Here is a 13,108-nt window from a genome sequence, read left to right as displayed (position 1 = left end):
GGGGTATGGGCCGGGTGACCGGATTCGGCTCCGTATCGGGGGGTACGGCATGAGCGGTTACCGGGGCGCCCGCGCCGTCGACGCCTCCCGGCTGTGGTCCGGGGGGATCGCCACCGCGATGGTCGCCGCCCTGTCGATCCTGGTCGCGACCCTCGCCGTGCGCGGTGTGCTGGGCGTTCCGGCGCTCGCCCGCGGGCAGGCGGGCGAGTTCGGCGACCTCGGCACCGCGCTGCACGCGGCGCTGGCGGCCGCGGCCGCGCTGGCCGCCACCGCCCTGCTCCACCTGCTGCTCGCCTCCGCCCCTCGGCCGACCGCCCTGTTCCGCTGGATCGCCGGGGCCGGTGCGGCGGCCGCGGCGCTGGTCCCGTTCGCCCTGTCCGGGCCGCTCCCGGCGCAGGTCGCCGCCGCCGCGGTCAACGCGGTCACCGGGGCCGCCGTCGTCTTCCTGCTGGCCAGGGTGGGGGCGGGTGCGCTCCGCCCGGCCCCTGCGGGCCCCGCCGCCCGGGCCGCCGCCGAGGAGGAGGCCTACCGCAGCGGCTACCGGGACGCCGTCTCCGACCGGCCGCGCCGCCGGTACGGGGGGCGGCACCGCGCCTACGACCCCGGCGCACCGATCCGGCCGGACCGGGACTGAACCGGTCCGCTCCCCCGCGCCCCGGGATCACCTGATCCTTCCGAAGTGCGGTTTTCTTCCCGCCGCCGCTTGTGCGACTGACCGGTAACACTGAGACTGGCGTCGCTCACAAGGCCGAAAAAAGCGGGGGATAGACGGATGACCGGGTCGCGGATCAGCGCGCTGGGCCATTACCAACCCACCAGGGTGCTCACCAACGACGACGTCGCCCGCCTCACCGACACCAGCGACCAGTGGATCCGCAGCCGGGTCGGCATCCGCACCCGGCACGTCGCCGCCCCCGAGGAGACGGTGGACGAGATGGCCGCGCACGCCGGCGCCAAGGCGCTGGCCAACGCCGGGCTGGAGCCGGGCGAGGTGGACATGATCGTGGTCGCCACCTCCACCGCGGTGGACCGCAGCCCGAACATGGCGGCCCGGGTCGCGGCCCGGCTGGGCTCCCCCTCCCCCGCGGTGCTCGACGTCAACGTGGTCTGCTCCGGCTTCCCGCACGCCCTGGCCACCGCCGACCACGCGATCCGGGCCGGCGCCGCCCGGACCGCCCTGGTGATCGGCTCGGACAAGATGACCGACGTGGTGGCGTGGGAGGAGCGCTCCACCTCGGTGCTGGTCGGCGACGGCGCCGGCGCCGCCCTGCTCACCGCGGCGGAGGAGCCGGAGGTCGGCCCGGTGCTCTGGGGATCCTTCCCCGAGCTGGGCGAGGCCGTCCGGATCGGCGGCACCCCGACCCGGTTCGTCCAGGAGGGCCAGACCGTCTACCGGTGGACCACCACCCGGCTGCCCGAGCTGGCCCGCGCCGTCTGCGAGCGCTCCGGCGTCGCCCCCGAGGACCTCGGCGCGGTCATCCTGCACCAGGCCAACCTGCGCATCGTCGAGTCCATCGCCCGCTCCCTGGGCGCCGCCCGCGCGGTCGTCGCCCGCGACGTCGCCGACTCCGGCAACACCTCGGCGGCCTCCATCCCGCTGGCCTTCTCCAAGCTCCTGGAGCGCGGCGAACTCGAAACCGGCTCCCCCGCCCTCCTCTTCGGCTTCGGCGGCAACCTCTCCTACGCCGGCCAGATCGTCCGCTGCCCCTGAGCCTTCACCGATCGCCGGACCGCCCGGCCGATCGGCGCCGCGCCGGTCCTCCTCTCCCAGGAGGGGCGGGCCTGCGGCCGATTCCGGGAAGGGGGCGGTGCTCCTCGGCTGAGGGCGGTGCGGGGGCGGCCTGCGGGGAGGGGGTGCGCCGCAGGCCGCCCCCTTCGCGTCAGCCGGTTCCGGGGGCGGAGTCCTCCGGGGGGAGGCCCCGGCGGGCGCGCCAGCGGCGGGTGGTGCCGATGTCGCGGAGGAACGCCTCGTCGTGCGAGGCGACGAGGAGCGCGCCCCGGTAGGCGGAGAGCGCCTCGGTGAGCCGGGCCGCGCTGTCCAGGTCGAGGTCGTTGGTGGGCTCGTCCAGGATCAGCAGCCGCGGGGCGGTGTCCGCGAGGAGCACCCGGGCCAGGGCGACCCGGAAGCGCTCGCCGCCGGAGAGCGCCCCCGCCGGCAGGTCGGCCCGGTCGCCGCGGATGAGGAACCGGGCCAGGCCGGCCCGGATCGCCTGCGGGGCGGCCGAGGGCGCCGCGGCGCGCACGTTCTCCAGCACGCTGAGCCGGTCGTCCAGCAGGTCGAGGCGCTGCGGGAGGTAGCCGACCCGGGCGGTCACCCGGGCGACCTCCGTCCCGGCCGGGCGGACCGGGGGCTCCTCTCCCCGGGCCGCGGCGACGACCGCGCGCAGCAGGGTGGTCTTGCCCGCCCCGTTGCCGCCGGTCAGCGCGATCCGCTCCGGTCCGCGCAGGTGCAGCCTGCGCTCGCCGGCCGCCAGGACCAGGACGTCCTGCCCCGCGGGCACCTCGGTGCCGGGGAGGGCGATCCGGATGGCGTCGTCGTCGCGGACCGCGTCCTCGGCCGCGGTGAGCTCCTCGCGGGCCCCGTCCAGCCGGGCCTCCTGCATGATCCGGTGCTTGCCCGCCGCGACCTGGGCGTCCCGCTTGCGCTGCTTCATCACCACCTTGGGCTCGCGCTTGGTCGCGTACATCTTGTTGCCGTACCGGACCCGCCGGTCCAGCTTGATCCGGGCCTCCGCGAGCTGGCGCTTCTCCTTTCGCACTCCGGCCTCGGCGACCCGGACCGCGCGCCGGGCGGCCTCCTGCTCCTCGGCCAGCCGCTCGGTGTAGTGGGTGTGGTTTCCGCCCCACATCCGGATCCGGCCGCCGCGCAGTTCGGCGGTCCGGTCCATCCGGTCCAGCAGTTCGCGGTCGTGGCTGACCACCACGAGCGCGCCCGGCCAGGCGTCGACCGCCTCGTAGAGCAGCCCGCGGGCGCGGCGGTCCAGGTTGTTGGTGGGCTCGTCGAGCAGGGTGAGCGCGGGCCGGCGCAGGACGAGCCCGGCGATCCCGGCCAGCACCGCCTCGCCGCCGGAGAGCGTGCCGACGGTGCGGCCCAGCGGGTCCGGCCCGTCGAGGGCGATGCCGAACCGGGCCAGCTGGGCGAGGGCGCGCTCCTCGATGTCCCAGTCGTCGCCGACCGCGGTGAAGTTCGCCTCCGAGGCGTCGCCCGCCTCGATGGCGCGCAGCCCGGCCAGGGCCGGGGCGATGCCGAGGAGTTCGGCGACGGTGCGGCCGGTGTCCAGCGGCAGGGACTGGTCGAGCAGCCCGGTCCGCTCCGGGGCCGAGACCGCGCCGGACTCCGGGCGCAGCTCGCCGGAGACCAGTTTGAGCAGCGTGGACTTGCCGGACCCGTTCCGGCCGATCAGGCCGGTGCGGCCGGCCTCGAAGACGGCGTCGAGCCGGTCGAAGACGGCGGTGCCGTCCGGCCAGGCGTAGCCGACTCCGGTCAGGACCGCGGCGTGCGGGGCGTGCGTGGGCGCATTGGACAAGCGGGGGCCTCCTCGGGGATGAGCGGAACGGTGCATGCGGCGTTCGGACGGCGGTCCGCCCTGATCGGCAGGCCCACGGTGATCACCCCTTCGAGAAGACGTTAGTGCGACCGTTGTCGCGATAAGGATGATGACACGCCCTCCCCGCAAATGCAACTAGAGTCGCACTATGATTTCCGAACCCGCCGGCACCGCCACCGGACCCGCCACCGCGGAGAAGAGCCGCCGCCCCGGCGGCCGCACCGCCCGCAACACCTCGGCCGTACTCGACGCCACCCTCTCCGAGCTGGGGGAACACGGCTACGCCGGACTGAGCGTGGACCGCGTCGCGTCCCGCTCCGGGGTGCACAAGGCGACGGTCTACCGCCGCTGGGGCGGCGTGGACGGCCTGCTCGCCGCGGCCCTGGAGTACTCCGCCGACGACGACTGGCGGCCGCCGGAGACCGGTTCGCTCCGCGGCGACCTGGCCGAGCTCGCCCGCGAGGTCGCCGAGGGCTTCACCGGCGGCGGCGAGGGGGCGGCGATCGCGAGCGCCTGCATCGCCGCCTCGTTCCAGTCGGCCGCGGCCGCCGACGCCCTGCACGCCTTCCTCGCCGACCGGCTGGCCCGCTGCGCCGCGGTGGTCGGCGCCGCCGAGTCCCGGGGCGAGGTCCCGCCCGGAACCGACGGCGCCGACGTGGTCCGCGCCGCGATCGCCCCGGTCTACTACCGGCTCTTCATCGGCCGCGAGCCGGTCTCCGCCGAGGACGCGGCCCGCTACGCGCACGCCGCCGCCGACTCGGCCCGCTCCGGCGCCTTCGCCGGCACGGACCGCGGCTGACCGGGGCCTCCGCCGGCGCGGCCGCGGATCACCCCTCGGCGGCCCTGAGCCCGCACCGTCCGACCCCGCCGACGGAAGCGGCCGCCGGGCCCGCCCCGGGGAGCGCGCCCCGTCCCGCCCCGCGCGAACGGGCCGCCGGGCCTGCGGACGCCCCCCGGCCCCGGCCCCCGCACGGAGCGGGCGGGGGCCGGAGCACGCCCCGGCGGGGCGGCGGCGGGCCCCGCGTCAGGCGGCGGTCTCCGGGTGGTCGCGCAGGTGGGCGGCGGCCGGGCCGGGGGGCAGGGTGGGCAGGACCACCGCCTGGTAGGCGTGGTACAGGTCGGGCTTCCCCTCCCAGACCGTCGAGGACGGAGCGTTGGCCGGGTCCAGCTCGTGGTGCCAGCCGCCCCGCTCCGAATCGACCAGGTGCAGCCGGATGTAGTCCCACCAGGTGCGGTACCACCGCTCGTAGTGCGGCTCGCCGGTGCGCCGGCCCAGCGCGGCCGCGGCCAGCACCGCCTCGGCGGCGACCCAGTGCATCCGCTCCCGCACCACCGGCCGGTCCTGCCAGTCCAGGGTGTAGACGAAGCCGTCCGCGCCGTCCACCGCCCAGCCGTGCTCGACCGCCAGGTCGAACAGGCGCCGCGCGTCGGCGAGCAGCCACTCCGGGGCGCCGTCGCCCAGCGCCGCCTCCAGCTCCACCAGCAGCCGGGCCCACTCCAGCCAGTGGCCCACCGTGGTGCCGTAGGGGCGGAACCGGTCGCCGGGCGCGTCGGCGTTGTACTCGGGGAGCACCCGCCAGTCGGCGGTGAAGTGCTCGGGCAGCCGCCACCCATTGCCGGCCGCGGCGGTGTGCACCAGGAACTCGGCGATGCGCAGCGCGCGGTCCCGCCACCGGGTGTCGCCGGTGCTGCCGGCGGCCGCGAGGAACGCCTCGACCAGGTGCATCCCGGAGTTGGCGCCCCGGTAGTCCTCGCAGGCGGTCCAGGTGCGGTCGAAGCTCTCCCGGCCCAGCCCGGTCTCCGGGTCGAGGAACCGGGTCTCGACCACCGACAGCGCCTCCGCGAGCAGTTCTTCGGCACCGGGGCGGCCGGCGGCGGTGGCCGAGGCGGCGCCCAGCACCACGAAGGCGTTCACGTAGGCGCTCTTCGTCGCGTCCTCGGGGACCCCGCCGTCCGGCGCGGCCTGCGCGTACCAGCCGCCGTGCCCGGCATCGCGCAGCACGCCGCGCAGCCCGTCCAGAGCGTGGTCGGCCAGCGCGCCCGCCCCGGGGACCCCGCGCAGGTGGGCCAGGGAGTAGACGTGCGCCATCCGCCCGGTGATCCAGGTCTCGGCGGGCCCGGGGCCGGGCCGCCCCCGGGCGTCGAGCGCCCCGAATCCGCCGCCCGGCAGCGCGGCGGCGGCGCCGAAGTCCAGCAGCCGCAGCTCCTCGCGCCGCAGCCAGGCCCGGTGCCCGGCCAGCTCGGCCCATCTGGAGTCCATCCGTTCGACCTCGTTCCGTCCGAAGGTGCAGAGGGTGCAGCGGGGTGCGCAGCGGGTCCGGTGCGGCGCGCCCGACCGGCATCGTCCCGCCGCCCCGCCCGCCCCGTCCACCGCCCCGCGGCGGCCGCGCCCGGCCCGGCCGGGCGGCCCCGTTCCGCCGGGTCCCGGTGCTAGCGTGCGAAGAGGCCGGGCGGCCGGAGCCGATCGGGCCGGAGCGGAGGTCCGCCATGGGAGTTCCAGGGGCGAGGGGGACGCCTCCCCCGGAGATCGAGAAGAGCGAGCTGTTCGCCGTCGACGCCTACCGCAGGTCGTTCGACGGCACCGTGCTCGAAGTCGACCGCGAGCAGAACCGGGTGGCGCTGGCCCGCACCGCGTTCTACCCGGGCGGCGGGGGCCAGCCGCACGATGTGGGGACGCTGCGCTGGGACGGCGGATCGGCCCGGGTGACCAGGGTGAAGCGGGACGCCGGGCGGATCTGGCACTGGCTGGACGCCGAGGAGCCCCCGCCCGCCTCCACCGAGGTCTTCGGCGAGCTCGACTGGGAGCGCCGGCACGCGCTGATGCGCACGCACACCGCCCTGCACATCCTGTGCGGGGTGATCTGGTCGGAGTACCGGATCGCCGTCACCGGCGGCAACATGGAGCCGGGCCGCGGACGGCTGGACTTCCCGCTCGAGCACATCGACACCGGGCTCGGGCGGCGGGTGGAGCGCCGGATCAACGAGGAGGTCGACCGGGCCCGCGAGGTGCTGGTCGACTTCCTGGACCGCTCCGAGGCCGACCTCGACCCGGCGCTGATCCGCACCGCGGCCGGCCTGATCCCCCGGGAGATCGACCCGCTGCGGGTGATCGACATCGTCGGCCTGGACAAGCAGGCCGACGGCGGCACCCACGTCGCCGACACCGCCGAGGTCGGCCGGGTGGCCGTCACCGGCACCTCGTCCAAGGGAAAGAGCAACAAGCGCATCCGGATCGAACTCCGCGACCCGCCGACCGCGGAGTGACCTGGCCGGGCCGGGTCAGGCGCCGGAGGCGGTGCGTCCGCCCGGCCTCCGCCCGCGCCGATCGCCTGCCCGCTTCCTGCGGGCGCCGGCCGGCGGCCCCGGGCTGTCCCGCCCGCCGTCCGGAAGGCCCCGGGGCGCGGGGCGGCCTGCCGGGCGCAGCGGTCAGCGGGTGGGCCGCCTCTCGGCGGAGATCCGCTCCGCCACCTCGTCGAGGGCCTGCGGCACGATCCACTCGACCCCCTCCTCGCGCAGCGCCGCGATGAGGGCGCGGCGGACCTCGGCGCAGGACTCCCCCGCGTGCGCAGCCCGGGTCCGCTCGACCGCGCGCCTCTTCCCGGCCATGGCGGCCGCCTGCTCCGGCCGGATGTCCTGGTGGCCGTCCCGCTCCACCGGCGCCTCCTTCGGTAGGGGGCCGCGCCCCGGGCCCTCCGGTCCCTTCCGGGGGCGTCAGGCGTCGTAGTCCACCGTCACCGCCTCCGACGTCGGGCGGGACTGGCAGGTGAGGATATAGCCGGCCGCCAGTTCCGCCGGCTCCAGGGCGTAGTTGCGGGGCATGTCGACGGTGCCCTCGCAGAGCCGGGCGCGGCAGGTGCCGCAGACGCCGCCGCGGCAGGCGTAAGGGGCGTCCGCGCGGACCCGGAGCGCGGCGGTGAGCAGGGGTTCGTCCGGGTCGGTGTCAACGGTGGTGGTGCGGCCGTCCAGGGTGAAGGCGAGCCGGGTGGACGCGGTGGGCCCGTCCGCCCCGCGGCGGCGCGGGGGCGGGGCGTCCTCCTCGACGTGGAAGAGCTCGAAGTGGATCCGCTCGGCGGGGACGCCGCGCCCGGCGAGGTCGGTGCGGACCGCGTCCACCAGCTCGAACGGGCCGCACAGGTACCAGTGCGCGACGCCGGAGGCCGGGCCGATGGCGGTGAGCAGCGCGCCCAGCTTCTCCCCGTCGACGCGGCCGCTGGTCAGCGGGGCCTCGCCCTGCTCCCGGCTGAGCACGTTGAGCAGCTGGAACCGGGCCGGGTGGACGTCCTTCAGGTCGCTCAGCTCCTCCAGGAACATCACGTCCCGGGCGGTGCGGTTGGCGTAGACCAGGGTGAAGGTGCTCTCCGGCTCGTCCCGCAGGGTGGTGGCGATGAGGGAGAGGACCGGGGTGATGCCGCTGCCCGCGGCGATCGCGACGTGGGTGCGCGCCTCCTCCGGGCGGAGCGGGACGTTGAACCGGCCCAGCGGCGGCATCACGTCCACGGTGTCGCCGGGGGCCAGCCCGTCGTTGGCGAACTCGGAGAACGCGCCGCCCTCCAGCCGCTTCACCCCGATGCGCAGCGGCCCGTCCGGGGCGGGCGAGCAGATCGAGTAGTTCCGCCGCACCTCCTCGCCGCCGAACACCCGGCGGACCGTGATGTGCTGGCCCTGCTCGAAGCGGAACTCCTCGGCCAGCTCGGGCGGGACGTCGAAGGTGACGGCGACGGCGTCGTCGGTCAGCCGCTCCACCGCGGCGACGGTCAGCGGGTGGAAGACGCCCCTGCGGCGGGCGGGCGCGGCGCCCCGCTCGTGCGTTGCTGCGGTCATGGCTCCCTGTTCCGGCTAGAGCGGCTTGACGTGGTCGAACGGTTCGCGGCAGGCGTCGCAGACCCGCAGGGCCCTGCACGCGGTGGAGCCGAACCGGCTGAGTTCGCGGGTCCGCGTGGAGCCGCAGCGGGGGCAGCGCACCGAGAGCGGCACCATGACCGCGCCGGCGGCGGGGGCCCGCCCGGTCGGCGGCGCGATCCCGTGCTCGGCGAGCTTGCGCCGGCCCTCCTCGGTGATCAGGTCGGTGGACCACGGCGGAGAGAGGACCGTGCGTACCTCGGCGCCGGTGTGGCCGTGCGCGGCGAGCCGGCCGCGGACGTCCTCCCGGATGGCGTCCATCGCCGGGCAGCCGGAGTAGGTCGGGGTGACCTCCACGACCGGCCGGCCGTCCCCGCCGCGCCGGACGGCGCGCAGGATGCCCAGGTCCTCCAGGGTGAGCATGGGCATCTCCGGGTCGGGCACCGAGGCGGCGATCCGCTCGATCTCGGCCAGCTCCGCCGCGCCCCCGGGCTCCGCTCCGGACTCCGCTCCGGGCCCGCTCCGCCCCGCCTCCGGCGGGGCCGGCGGCGCGGCCGGCGCGGCGCCGCGCCGGTCGCGGTCCCCGGGCCCGCCCTGCTCCCGGACCCGGTAGGGGCCCGGCTCGGCGGCCGGGGCGCCGACCGCCGCGGGCAGGTCGGGCGCGGCCGGACGGCGCTCCCCGCCGGCCGGGGCGGCGGCGGGTTCCGGCGGGCCGGGGGGCGGGGGCACGGCCCGCGGCTCCGCGGTCGGCGCGCCGGCGGGAGGGCGGGGGCCGGTCACCATGTCGCCCCCGGGTGGGAGCGGTGGATGTGCTGCATCTCGGCGAGCAGGTAGCCCAGGTGCTCGGTGTGCACGCCCTGGCGGCCGCCGAGGCCGGCCGGGCCGGTGATCTGGGCGGTCTCCGGCCGGTGCAGCCCGGCCTCGGCGAGGACGCCGTCGATGAACGCGTCCCAGCCGGGCCGGAGCCCGGCGGGGTCGGCGCCGACGCCGGCCGCGGCCACGGTGCGGGTGACCTCGTCCGGGGTGAACAGCTCGCCGGTGTAGGGCCAGCAGGCCTCCAGCGCGGCGGCCATCCGCTCGCTGCTCTCCTCGGTGCCGTCGCCGAGCCGGACCGCCCACCGCGCGGCGTGGTCGCGGTGGTAGGCGACCTCCTTGACCGCCTTGCCCGCGACCCCGGCGACGGTCTCGTCCGCCGACCCCTGCAGCGCGGTGTACAGCTCCAGGGCGTAGCCGGAGAAGAGCAGCTGGCGGGCGACGGTGTGCGCGAAGTCGGTGTTGGGCAGCTCCACCAGCCGGGCGTTGCAGAACTGCCGCTCGTCGCGGAGGAACGCCAGGTCGTCCTCGGTGCGCAGCACCCCGGTGAGCTGCTCCTCCAGCCGGCCCGCGTAGTCGAGCAGGACGCGCGCCTGGCCGAGCAGGTCCAGGGCGATGTTGGCGAGGGCGACGTCCTCCTCCAGCTGGGGGCCGCGCGCGGCCAGCTCGGCCAGGCGCTGGGAGGCGATCAGCGCGTCGTCGCCGAGGCGGAGCACGTAGGCGGCGGTGGCGGTGTCCACCTCGGCCTGCGGCGCGCCGTTCTCGTTTCCGCTCACAGGTGCTCCACCCCGTCCGGGACCGGGTAGAAGGTGGGGTGCCGGTACACCTTGTCCTCGGCCGGGTCGTAGAAGGACCCGCGGTCCTCCGGGGCGGACGCGGTGATCCGCTCGGCGGGGACCACCCACACGCTCACCCCCTCCTGCCGGCGGGTGTACAGGTCGCGCGCGTTGCGCAGGGCGTGCTCGGCGTCGGCTGCGTGCAGGCTTCCCACGTGCACGTGCGACAGCCCGCGCCGCGCCCGGACGAAGACCTCCCACAGGGGCCAGTCGGTCATGTCGCCTCCCTCCCTCAGGCCGCTTCCCCGGCCGTGTCGCGCGCGGCCCGCTTGGCGGCGTGCGCCCGGGCCGCCTCGCGCACCCAGGCGCCGTCGGCGTGCGCCCGGCGCCGGTGCTCCAGCCGCTGCCGGTTGCACGGCCCGCCGCCCTTGAGGACCTGCTTGAACTCGTCCCAGTCGGGGGTGCCGAAGTCGTAGTGGCCGCGCTCGGCGTTCCAGGCGATGTCCGGGTCGGGCAGGGTGAGCCCGAGCGCCTCGGCCTGCGGCACGATGATGTCGACGAAGCGCTGGCGCAGCTCGTCGTTGGTGAACCGCTTGATGTTCCAGGCCATGGACTGCTCGGAGTGGGCCGACTCGGCGTCGGGCGGGCCGAACATCATCAGCGAGGGCCAGTACCAGCGGTCCACCGCGTCCTGGGCCATCCGGCGCTGCGCCCCGGTGCCGCGGGCCAGCACGTACAGCGAGTCGAAGCCCTGCCGCTGGTGGAAGCTCTCCTCCTTGCAGATGCGCACCATGGCGCGGGCGTAGGGGCCGTAGGAGCAGCGGCACAGCGGCACCTGGTTGGTGATCGCCGCGCCGTCCACCAGCCACCCGATGGCGCCGACGTCGGCCCAGGTCAGGGTGGGGTAGTTGAAGATCGAGGAGTACCGCTGGCGGCCCTCGTGCAGCAGGTCGAGCAGTTCCTCGCGGGAGACGCCGAGCGTCTCGGCGGCGCTGTACAGGTAGAGGCCGTGCCCGGCCTCGTCCTGGACCTTGGCGATGAGCACCGCCTTGCGCTTGAGCGAGGGGGCGCGGGTGATCCAGTTGCCCTCCGGCTGCATGCCGATGATCTCGGAGTGGGCGTGCTGGGCGATCTGCCGGATCAGGGTGCGGCGGTAGCCGTCCGGCATCCAGTCGCGGGGCTCGATCCGCTCGTCCGCGGCGATCATCCCGTCGAAGCGCCGCTGGGCGTCGTGCGCCCCGGGGGCGGCGGGCGCTTCCGTCGTCATCGCTGGTCCTCTCCCGTCGGCATTACCGACCGAACGTTCAGTTGGAAATTACCCCGCGGAGGAGGGCCGGTCAACGCCCCGCCCTCCCCGCGGGCCCGGTCAGGCGTGCCGCCGGGACTGGATGAAGGAGAACCGGCCGGCGATGAACGCCGGGTCGGTCAGCGAGGACGTGGCCGCCGGGTTGGCGCCGGTGCCGTGGTAGTCGCTGAACGCGGCGGACTGGTTGACGAAGACCTGGCCGGTGAGGTTCTCGGACAGGTTCACCCCGGCGTCGGCGGCCGCGTCCTCGGCGGCCTCCAGCACCTCCGGGGAGGTGGAGTAGACCGAGGCGGTCAGCGCGCCGCGCTCGGCGACGGTCTCCCGGAGCAGCCGCAGCGACTCCTCGGTGCCGGCGGTGCCGATCAGGAACGACACCGGGCCGAAGTGCTCGCGCCCGTAGACGTCGCGCCGGTCCGCGTCCAGCCGGACCACGGCCGGGGTGCGCACCACCGCCTCCGCGTAGTCGGGGTGGACCACCTCGGCCGACTCCAGCACCGGCTCGCCGAGCGCGCCGGCCCCGGAGAGCCGGTCCAGCACCCCCTGGTTGGCGATCGCGCCGAGGAAGCCGGTGGCCTTGGCCGGGTCGGAGAGCAGCCGGGTGACCGCGCCGGCCAGGTCGGCGCCGAACTCCTCGGCGCTCTTCCGGCCCTCGTCGGTGTCGACGCCCTCGCGCGGCACGAAGATGTTCTGCGGGGTGGTGCACATCTGCCCGCTGTACAGCGAGAGCGAGAACGCCAGGTTGCCCAGCATCGCCCGGTAGGCGTCGGTGGAGTCGACGACCACCGCGTTCACCCCGGCCTTCTCGGTGAAGACCGCGGCCTGCCGGGCGTTCTCCTCCAGCCAGTCGCCGAACTCGGTGGAGCCGGTGAAGTCGACGATCCGCACCTCGGGGCGGAGCGCCAGGTCGGCGGCGATCCGGTCCTCGGCGCGCTCGGCGGCCAGCAGCACGGCGTCCGGGTCGTGCCCGTTCTCGGCGAGCACCTCGCGGGCGACGGCCACGGTGATCGCCAGCGGCAGCACCGCGCCCGGGTGCGGCTTGACGATCACGGTGTTGCCGGTGGCCAGGTCGGCGAAGATCGCCGGGTAGGCGTTCCAGGTGGGGAAGGTGTTGCAGCCGATGACCAGGCCGATGCCGCGCGGCACGGCGCGGAACCGCTTCTCCATCACCAGCGGCTCGCCGCGGCGCTGCGGCTTCTCCCAGCGCACGGTCCGCCCGTAGCCGGTGATCATGTCGTGCGCGTAGGCGACCGCCTCCAGGCCGCGCTCCTGGGCGTGCGGGCCGCCGGCCTGGAACGCCATCACGAACGCCTGGCCGCTGGTGTGCTGCACCGCGTGCGCCATCTCGAAGCTGCGCGCGTTGATCCGGCTCAGGATCTCCAGGCAGACCCCGGCGCGCTCGTCGGGGTCGGTGCGCGCCCAGGAGCGGGCGGCCGCCGCGGAGGCGGCGATCAGCGCGTCGGCGCCGGCCCGCGGGTACCCCACCCCCAGCGGCAGCCCGTAGGGCGAGCGCTCGGTGATGACCCGGTCGTCGGAGCCCACCTGGTCCAGCGGGAAGTCCTTGCCCAGGTACCCCTGGAAGGCCGCCTCGCCGGCGGCGGCCGCGCCCTCCCCGTACACCTTGGGGCTGGGCGACTCGGGGTAGGGGGACCAGTAGTGGCGGCCGCGGATCGCCTCGACCGCCGATTCCAGGGTCGCGCGGTGCCGCTCGTACAGCTCGGAGGGGGCCATGCCGGTTCTCCCAACACGTCGTCTTCGGGTGCTCTGGTCGCCTTCGGGTTCCCGGGGACCGGCCGCCTCTTGACAGCTCCCCGGCCGGTGGTGCTTGT

Annotated in this window: 13 protein-coding genes; 4 read left to right on the top strand and 9 right to left on the bottom strand. The window is 76.1% G+C overall.

Going from position 1 to position 13,108, the window contains the following annotated elements; all coding sequences use genetic code 11:
* The first annotated feature begins 49 nt into the window (after positions 1 to 49).
* Together D459_RS0106430 and D459_RS0106425 are read left to right on the top strand one after the other, a co-directional pair.
* Positions 50 to 634 (top strand): DUF6069 family protein, encoded by a 585-nt coding sequence (locus D459_RS0106430; RefSeq protein ID WP_017592176.1) that lies wholly within the window; start codon positions 50 to 52, stop codon positions 632 to 634.
* A gap of 138 nt (positions 635 to 772) precedes the next feature.
* On the top strand, positions 773 to 1,711 hold the full coding sequence (locus tag D459_RS0106425) for a beta-ketoacyl-ACP synthase III (protein WP_017592175.1): 939 nt from the start codon (positions 773 to 775) through the stop codon (positions 1,709 to 1,711).
* Positions 1,712 to 1,880: 169 nt separating this feature from the next.
* Here the strand turns inward: D459_RS0106425 and D459_RS0106420 are convergent, their stop codons facing one another.
* Positions 1,881 to 3,563, bottom strand: a complete 1,683-nt coding sequence (locus D459_RS0106420; protein ID WP_081620466.1) for an ABC-F family ATP-binding cassette domain-containing protein — start codon at positions 3,561 to 3,563, stop codon at positions 1,881 to 1,883.
* A gap of 133 nt (positions 3,564 to 3,696) precedes the next feature.
* Between D459_RS0106420 and D459_RS0106415 the strand changes: the two genes are divergently transcribed.
* The gene (locus D459_RS0106415; protein ID WP_017592173.1) at positions 3,697 to 4,347 is read left to right on the top strand and encodes a TetR/AcrR family transcriptional regulator; all 651 of its coding nucleotides are present in this window, start codon (positions 3,697 to 3,699) and stop codon (positions 4,345 to 4,347) included.
* Between the two features lie 225 nt (positions 4,348 to 4,572).
* Here D459_RS0106415 and D459_RS0106410 read toward each other — a convergent pair whose 3' ends face one another.
* Entirely contained in the window at positions 4,573 to 5,808 is a 1,236-nt protein-coding gene (locus D459_RS0106410; protein ID WP_017592172.1) for an AGE family epimerase/isomerase, read from the bottom strand.
* Between the two features lie 227 nt (positions 5,809 to 6,035).
* Here D459_RS0106410 and D459_RS0106405 point away from each other — a divergent pair, with 227 nt between their 5' ends.
* Complete coding sequence (locus D459_RS0106405; protein ID WP_017592171.1) at positions 6,036 to 6,812, top strand: alanyl-tRNA editing protein; 777 nt, start codon at positions 6,036 to 6,038, stop codon at positions 6,810 to 6,812.
* Positions 6,813 to 6,974: 162 nt separating this feature from the next.
* Here D459_RS0106405 and D459_RS0106400 read toward each other — a convergent pair whose 3' ends face one another.
* From D459_RS0106400 to paaN, 7 genes are all read right to left on the bottom strand, one after another.
* On the bottom strand, positions 6,975 to 7,202 hold the full coding sequence (locus tag D459_RS0106400; RefSeq protein WP_017592170.1) for a hypothetical protein: 228 nt from the start codon (positions 7,200 to 7,202) through the stop codon (positions 6,975 to 6,977).
* Positions 7,203 to 7,259: 57 nt separating this feature from the next.
* A complete protein-coding gene (gene paaE / locus D459_RS0106395) occupies positions 7,260 to 8,369 on the bottom strand; it encodes a 1,2-phenylacetyl-CoA epoxidase subunit PaaE (RefSeq protein WP_017592169.1) in 1,110 nt (369 codons plus the stop codon).
* 15 nt (positions 8,370 to 8,384) lie between these two features.
* Positions 8,385 to 8,861 carry a 1,2-phenylacetyl-CoA epoxidase subunit PaaD gene (paaD, locus tag D459_RS36755; protein ID WP_026120108.1) on the bottom strand — a complete coding sequence of 159 codons (477 nt, stop codon included), beginning with the start codon at positions 8,859 to 8,861 and terminating at the stop codon, positions 8,385 to 8,387.
* 302 nt (positions 8,862 to 9,163) lie between these two features.
* Complete coding sequence (gene paaC / locus D459_RS0106385; protein ID WP_017592167.1) at positions 9,164 to 9,976, bottom strand: 1,2-phenylacetyl-CoA epoxidase subunit PaaC; 813 nt, start codon at positions 9,974 to 9,976, stop codon at positions 9,164 to 9,166.
* Positions 9,973 to 10,254 (bottom strand): 1,2-phenylacetyl-CoA epoxidase subunit PaaB, encoded by a 282-nt coding sequence (paaB, locus tag D459_RS0106380; protein ID WP_017592166.1) that lies wholly within the window; start codon positions 10,252 to 10,254, stop codon positions 9,973 to 9,975. Before paaB ends, paaC begins: the two co-directional genes overlap by 4 nt.
* 14 nt (positions 10,255 to 10,268) lie before the next feature.
* Complete coding sequence (paaA, locus tag D459_RS0106375) at positions 10,269 to 11,243, bottom strand: 1,2-phenylacetyl-CoA epoxidase subunit PaaA (RefSeq protein ID WP_017592165.1); 975 nt, start codon at positions 11,241 to 11,243, stop codon at positions 10,269 to 10,271.
* A gap of 99 nt (positions 11,244 to 11,342) precedes the next feature.
* Positions 11,343 to 13,010 (bottom strand): phenylacetic acid degradation protein PaaN, encoded by a 1,668-nt coding sequence (gene paaN / locus D459_RS0106370; protein WP_017592164.1) that lies wholly within the window; start codon positions 13,008 to 13,010, stop codon positions 11,343 to 11,345.
* Positions 13,011 to 13,108 lie beyond the last annotated feature (98 nt).

It is taken from the genome of Nocardiopsis potens DSM 45234 (genome assembly GCF_000341105.1).
GTDB lineage: Bacteria > Actinomycetota > Actinomycetes > Streptosporangiales > Streptosporangiaceae > Nocardiopsis_A > Nocardiopsis_A potens.
Note: the sequence above shows the minus strand (reverse complement) of the source record. Positions and strands in the feature narration are given on the sequence as shown.

Excerpts from the sequence above, each read along its gene's own strand:
- D459_RS0106430 (WP_017592176.1), top strand. The coding sequence starts at position 50 with ATGAGCGGTTACCGGGGCGCCCGCGCCGTCGACGCCTCCCGGCTGTGG.
- D459_RS0106425 (WP_017592175.1), top strand. The coding sequence starts at position 773 with ATGACCGGGTCGCGGATCAGCGCGCTGGGCCATTACCAACCCACCAGG.
- D459_RS0106420 (WP_081620466.1), bottom strand. The coding sequence starts at position 3,563 with ATGCACCGTTCCGCTCATCCCCGAGGAGGCCCCCGCTTGTCCAATGCG.
- D459_RS0106415 (WP_017592173.1), top strand. The coding sequence starts at position 3,697 with ATGATTTCCGAACCCGCCGGCACCGCCACCGGACCCGCCACCGCGGAG.
- D459_RS0106410 (WP_017592172.1), bottom strand. The coding sequence starts at position 5,808 with ATGGACTCCAGATGGGCCGAGCTGGCCGGGCACCGGGCCTGGCTGCGG.
- D459_RS0106405 (WP_017592171.1), top strand. The coding sequence starts at position 6,036 with ATGGGAGTTCCAGGGGCGAGGGGGACGCCTCCCCCGGAGATCGAGAAG.
- paaE (WP_017592169.1), bottom strand. The coding sequence starts at position 8,369 with ATGACCGCAGCAACGCACGAGCGGGGCGCCGCGCCCGCCCGCCGCAGG.
- paaB (WP_017592166.1), bottom strand. The coding sequence starts at position 10,254 with ATGACCGACTGGCCCCTGTGGGAGGTCTTCGTCCGGGCGCGGCGCGGG.
- paaA (WP_017592165.1), bottom strand. The coding sequence starts at position 11,243 with ATGACGACGGAAGCGCCCGCCGCCCCCGGGGCGCACGACGCCCAGCGG.
- paaN (WP_017592164.1), bottom strand. The coding sequence starts at position 13,010 with ATGGCCCCCTCCGAGCTGTACGAGCGGCACCGCGCGACCCTGGAATCG.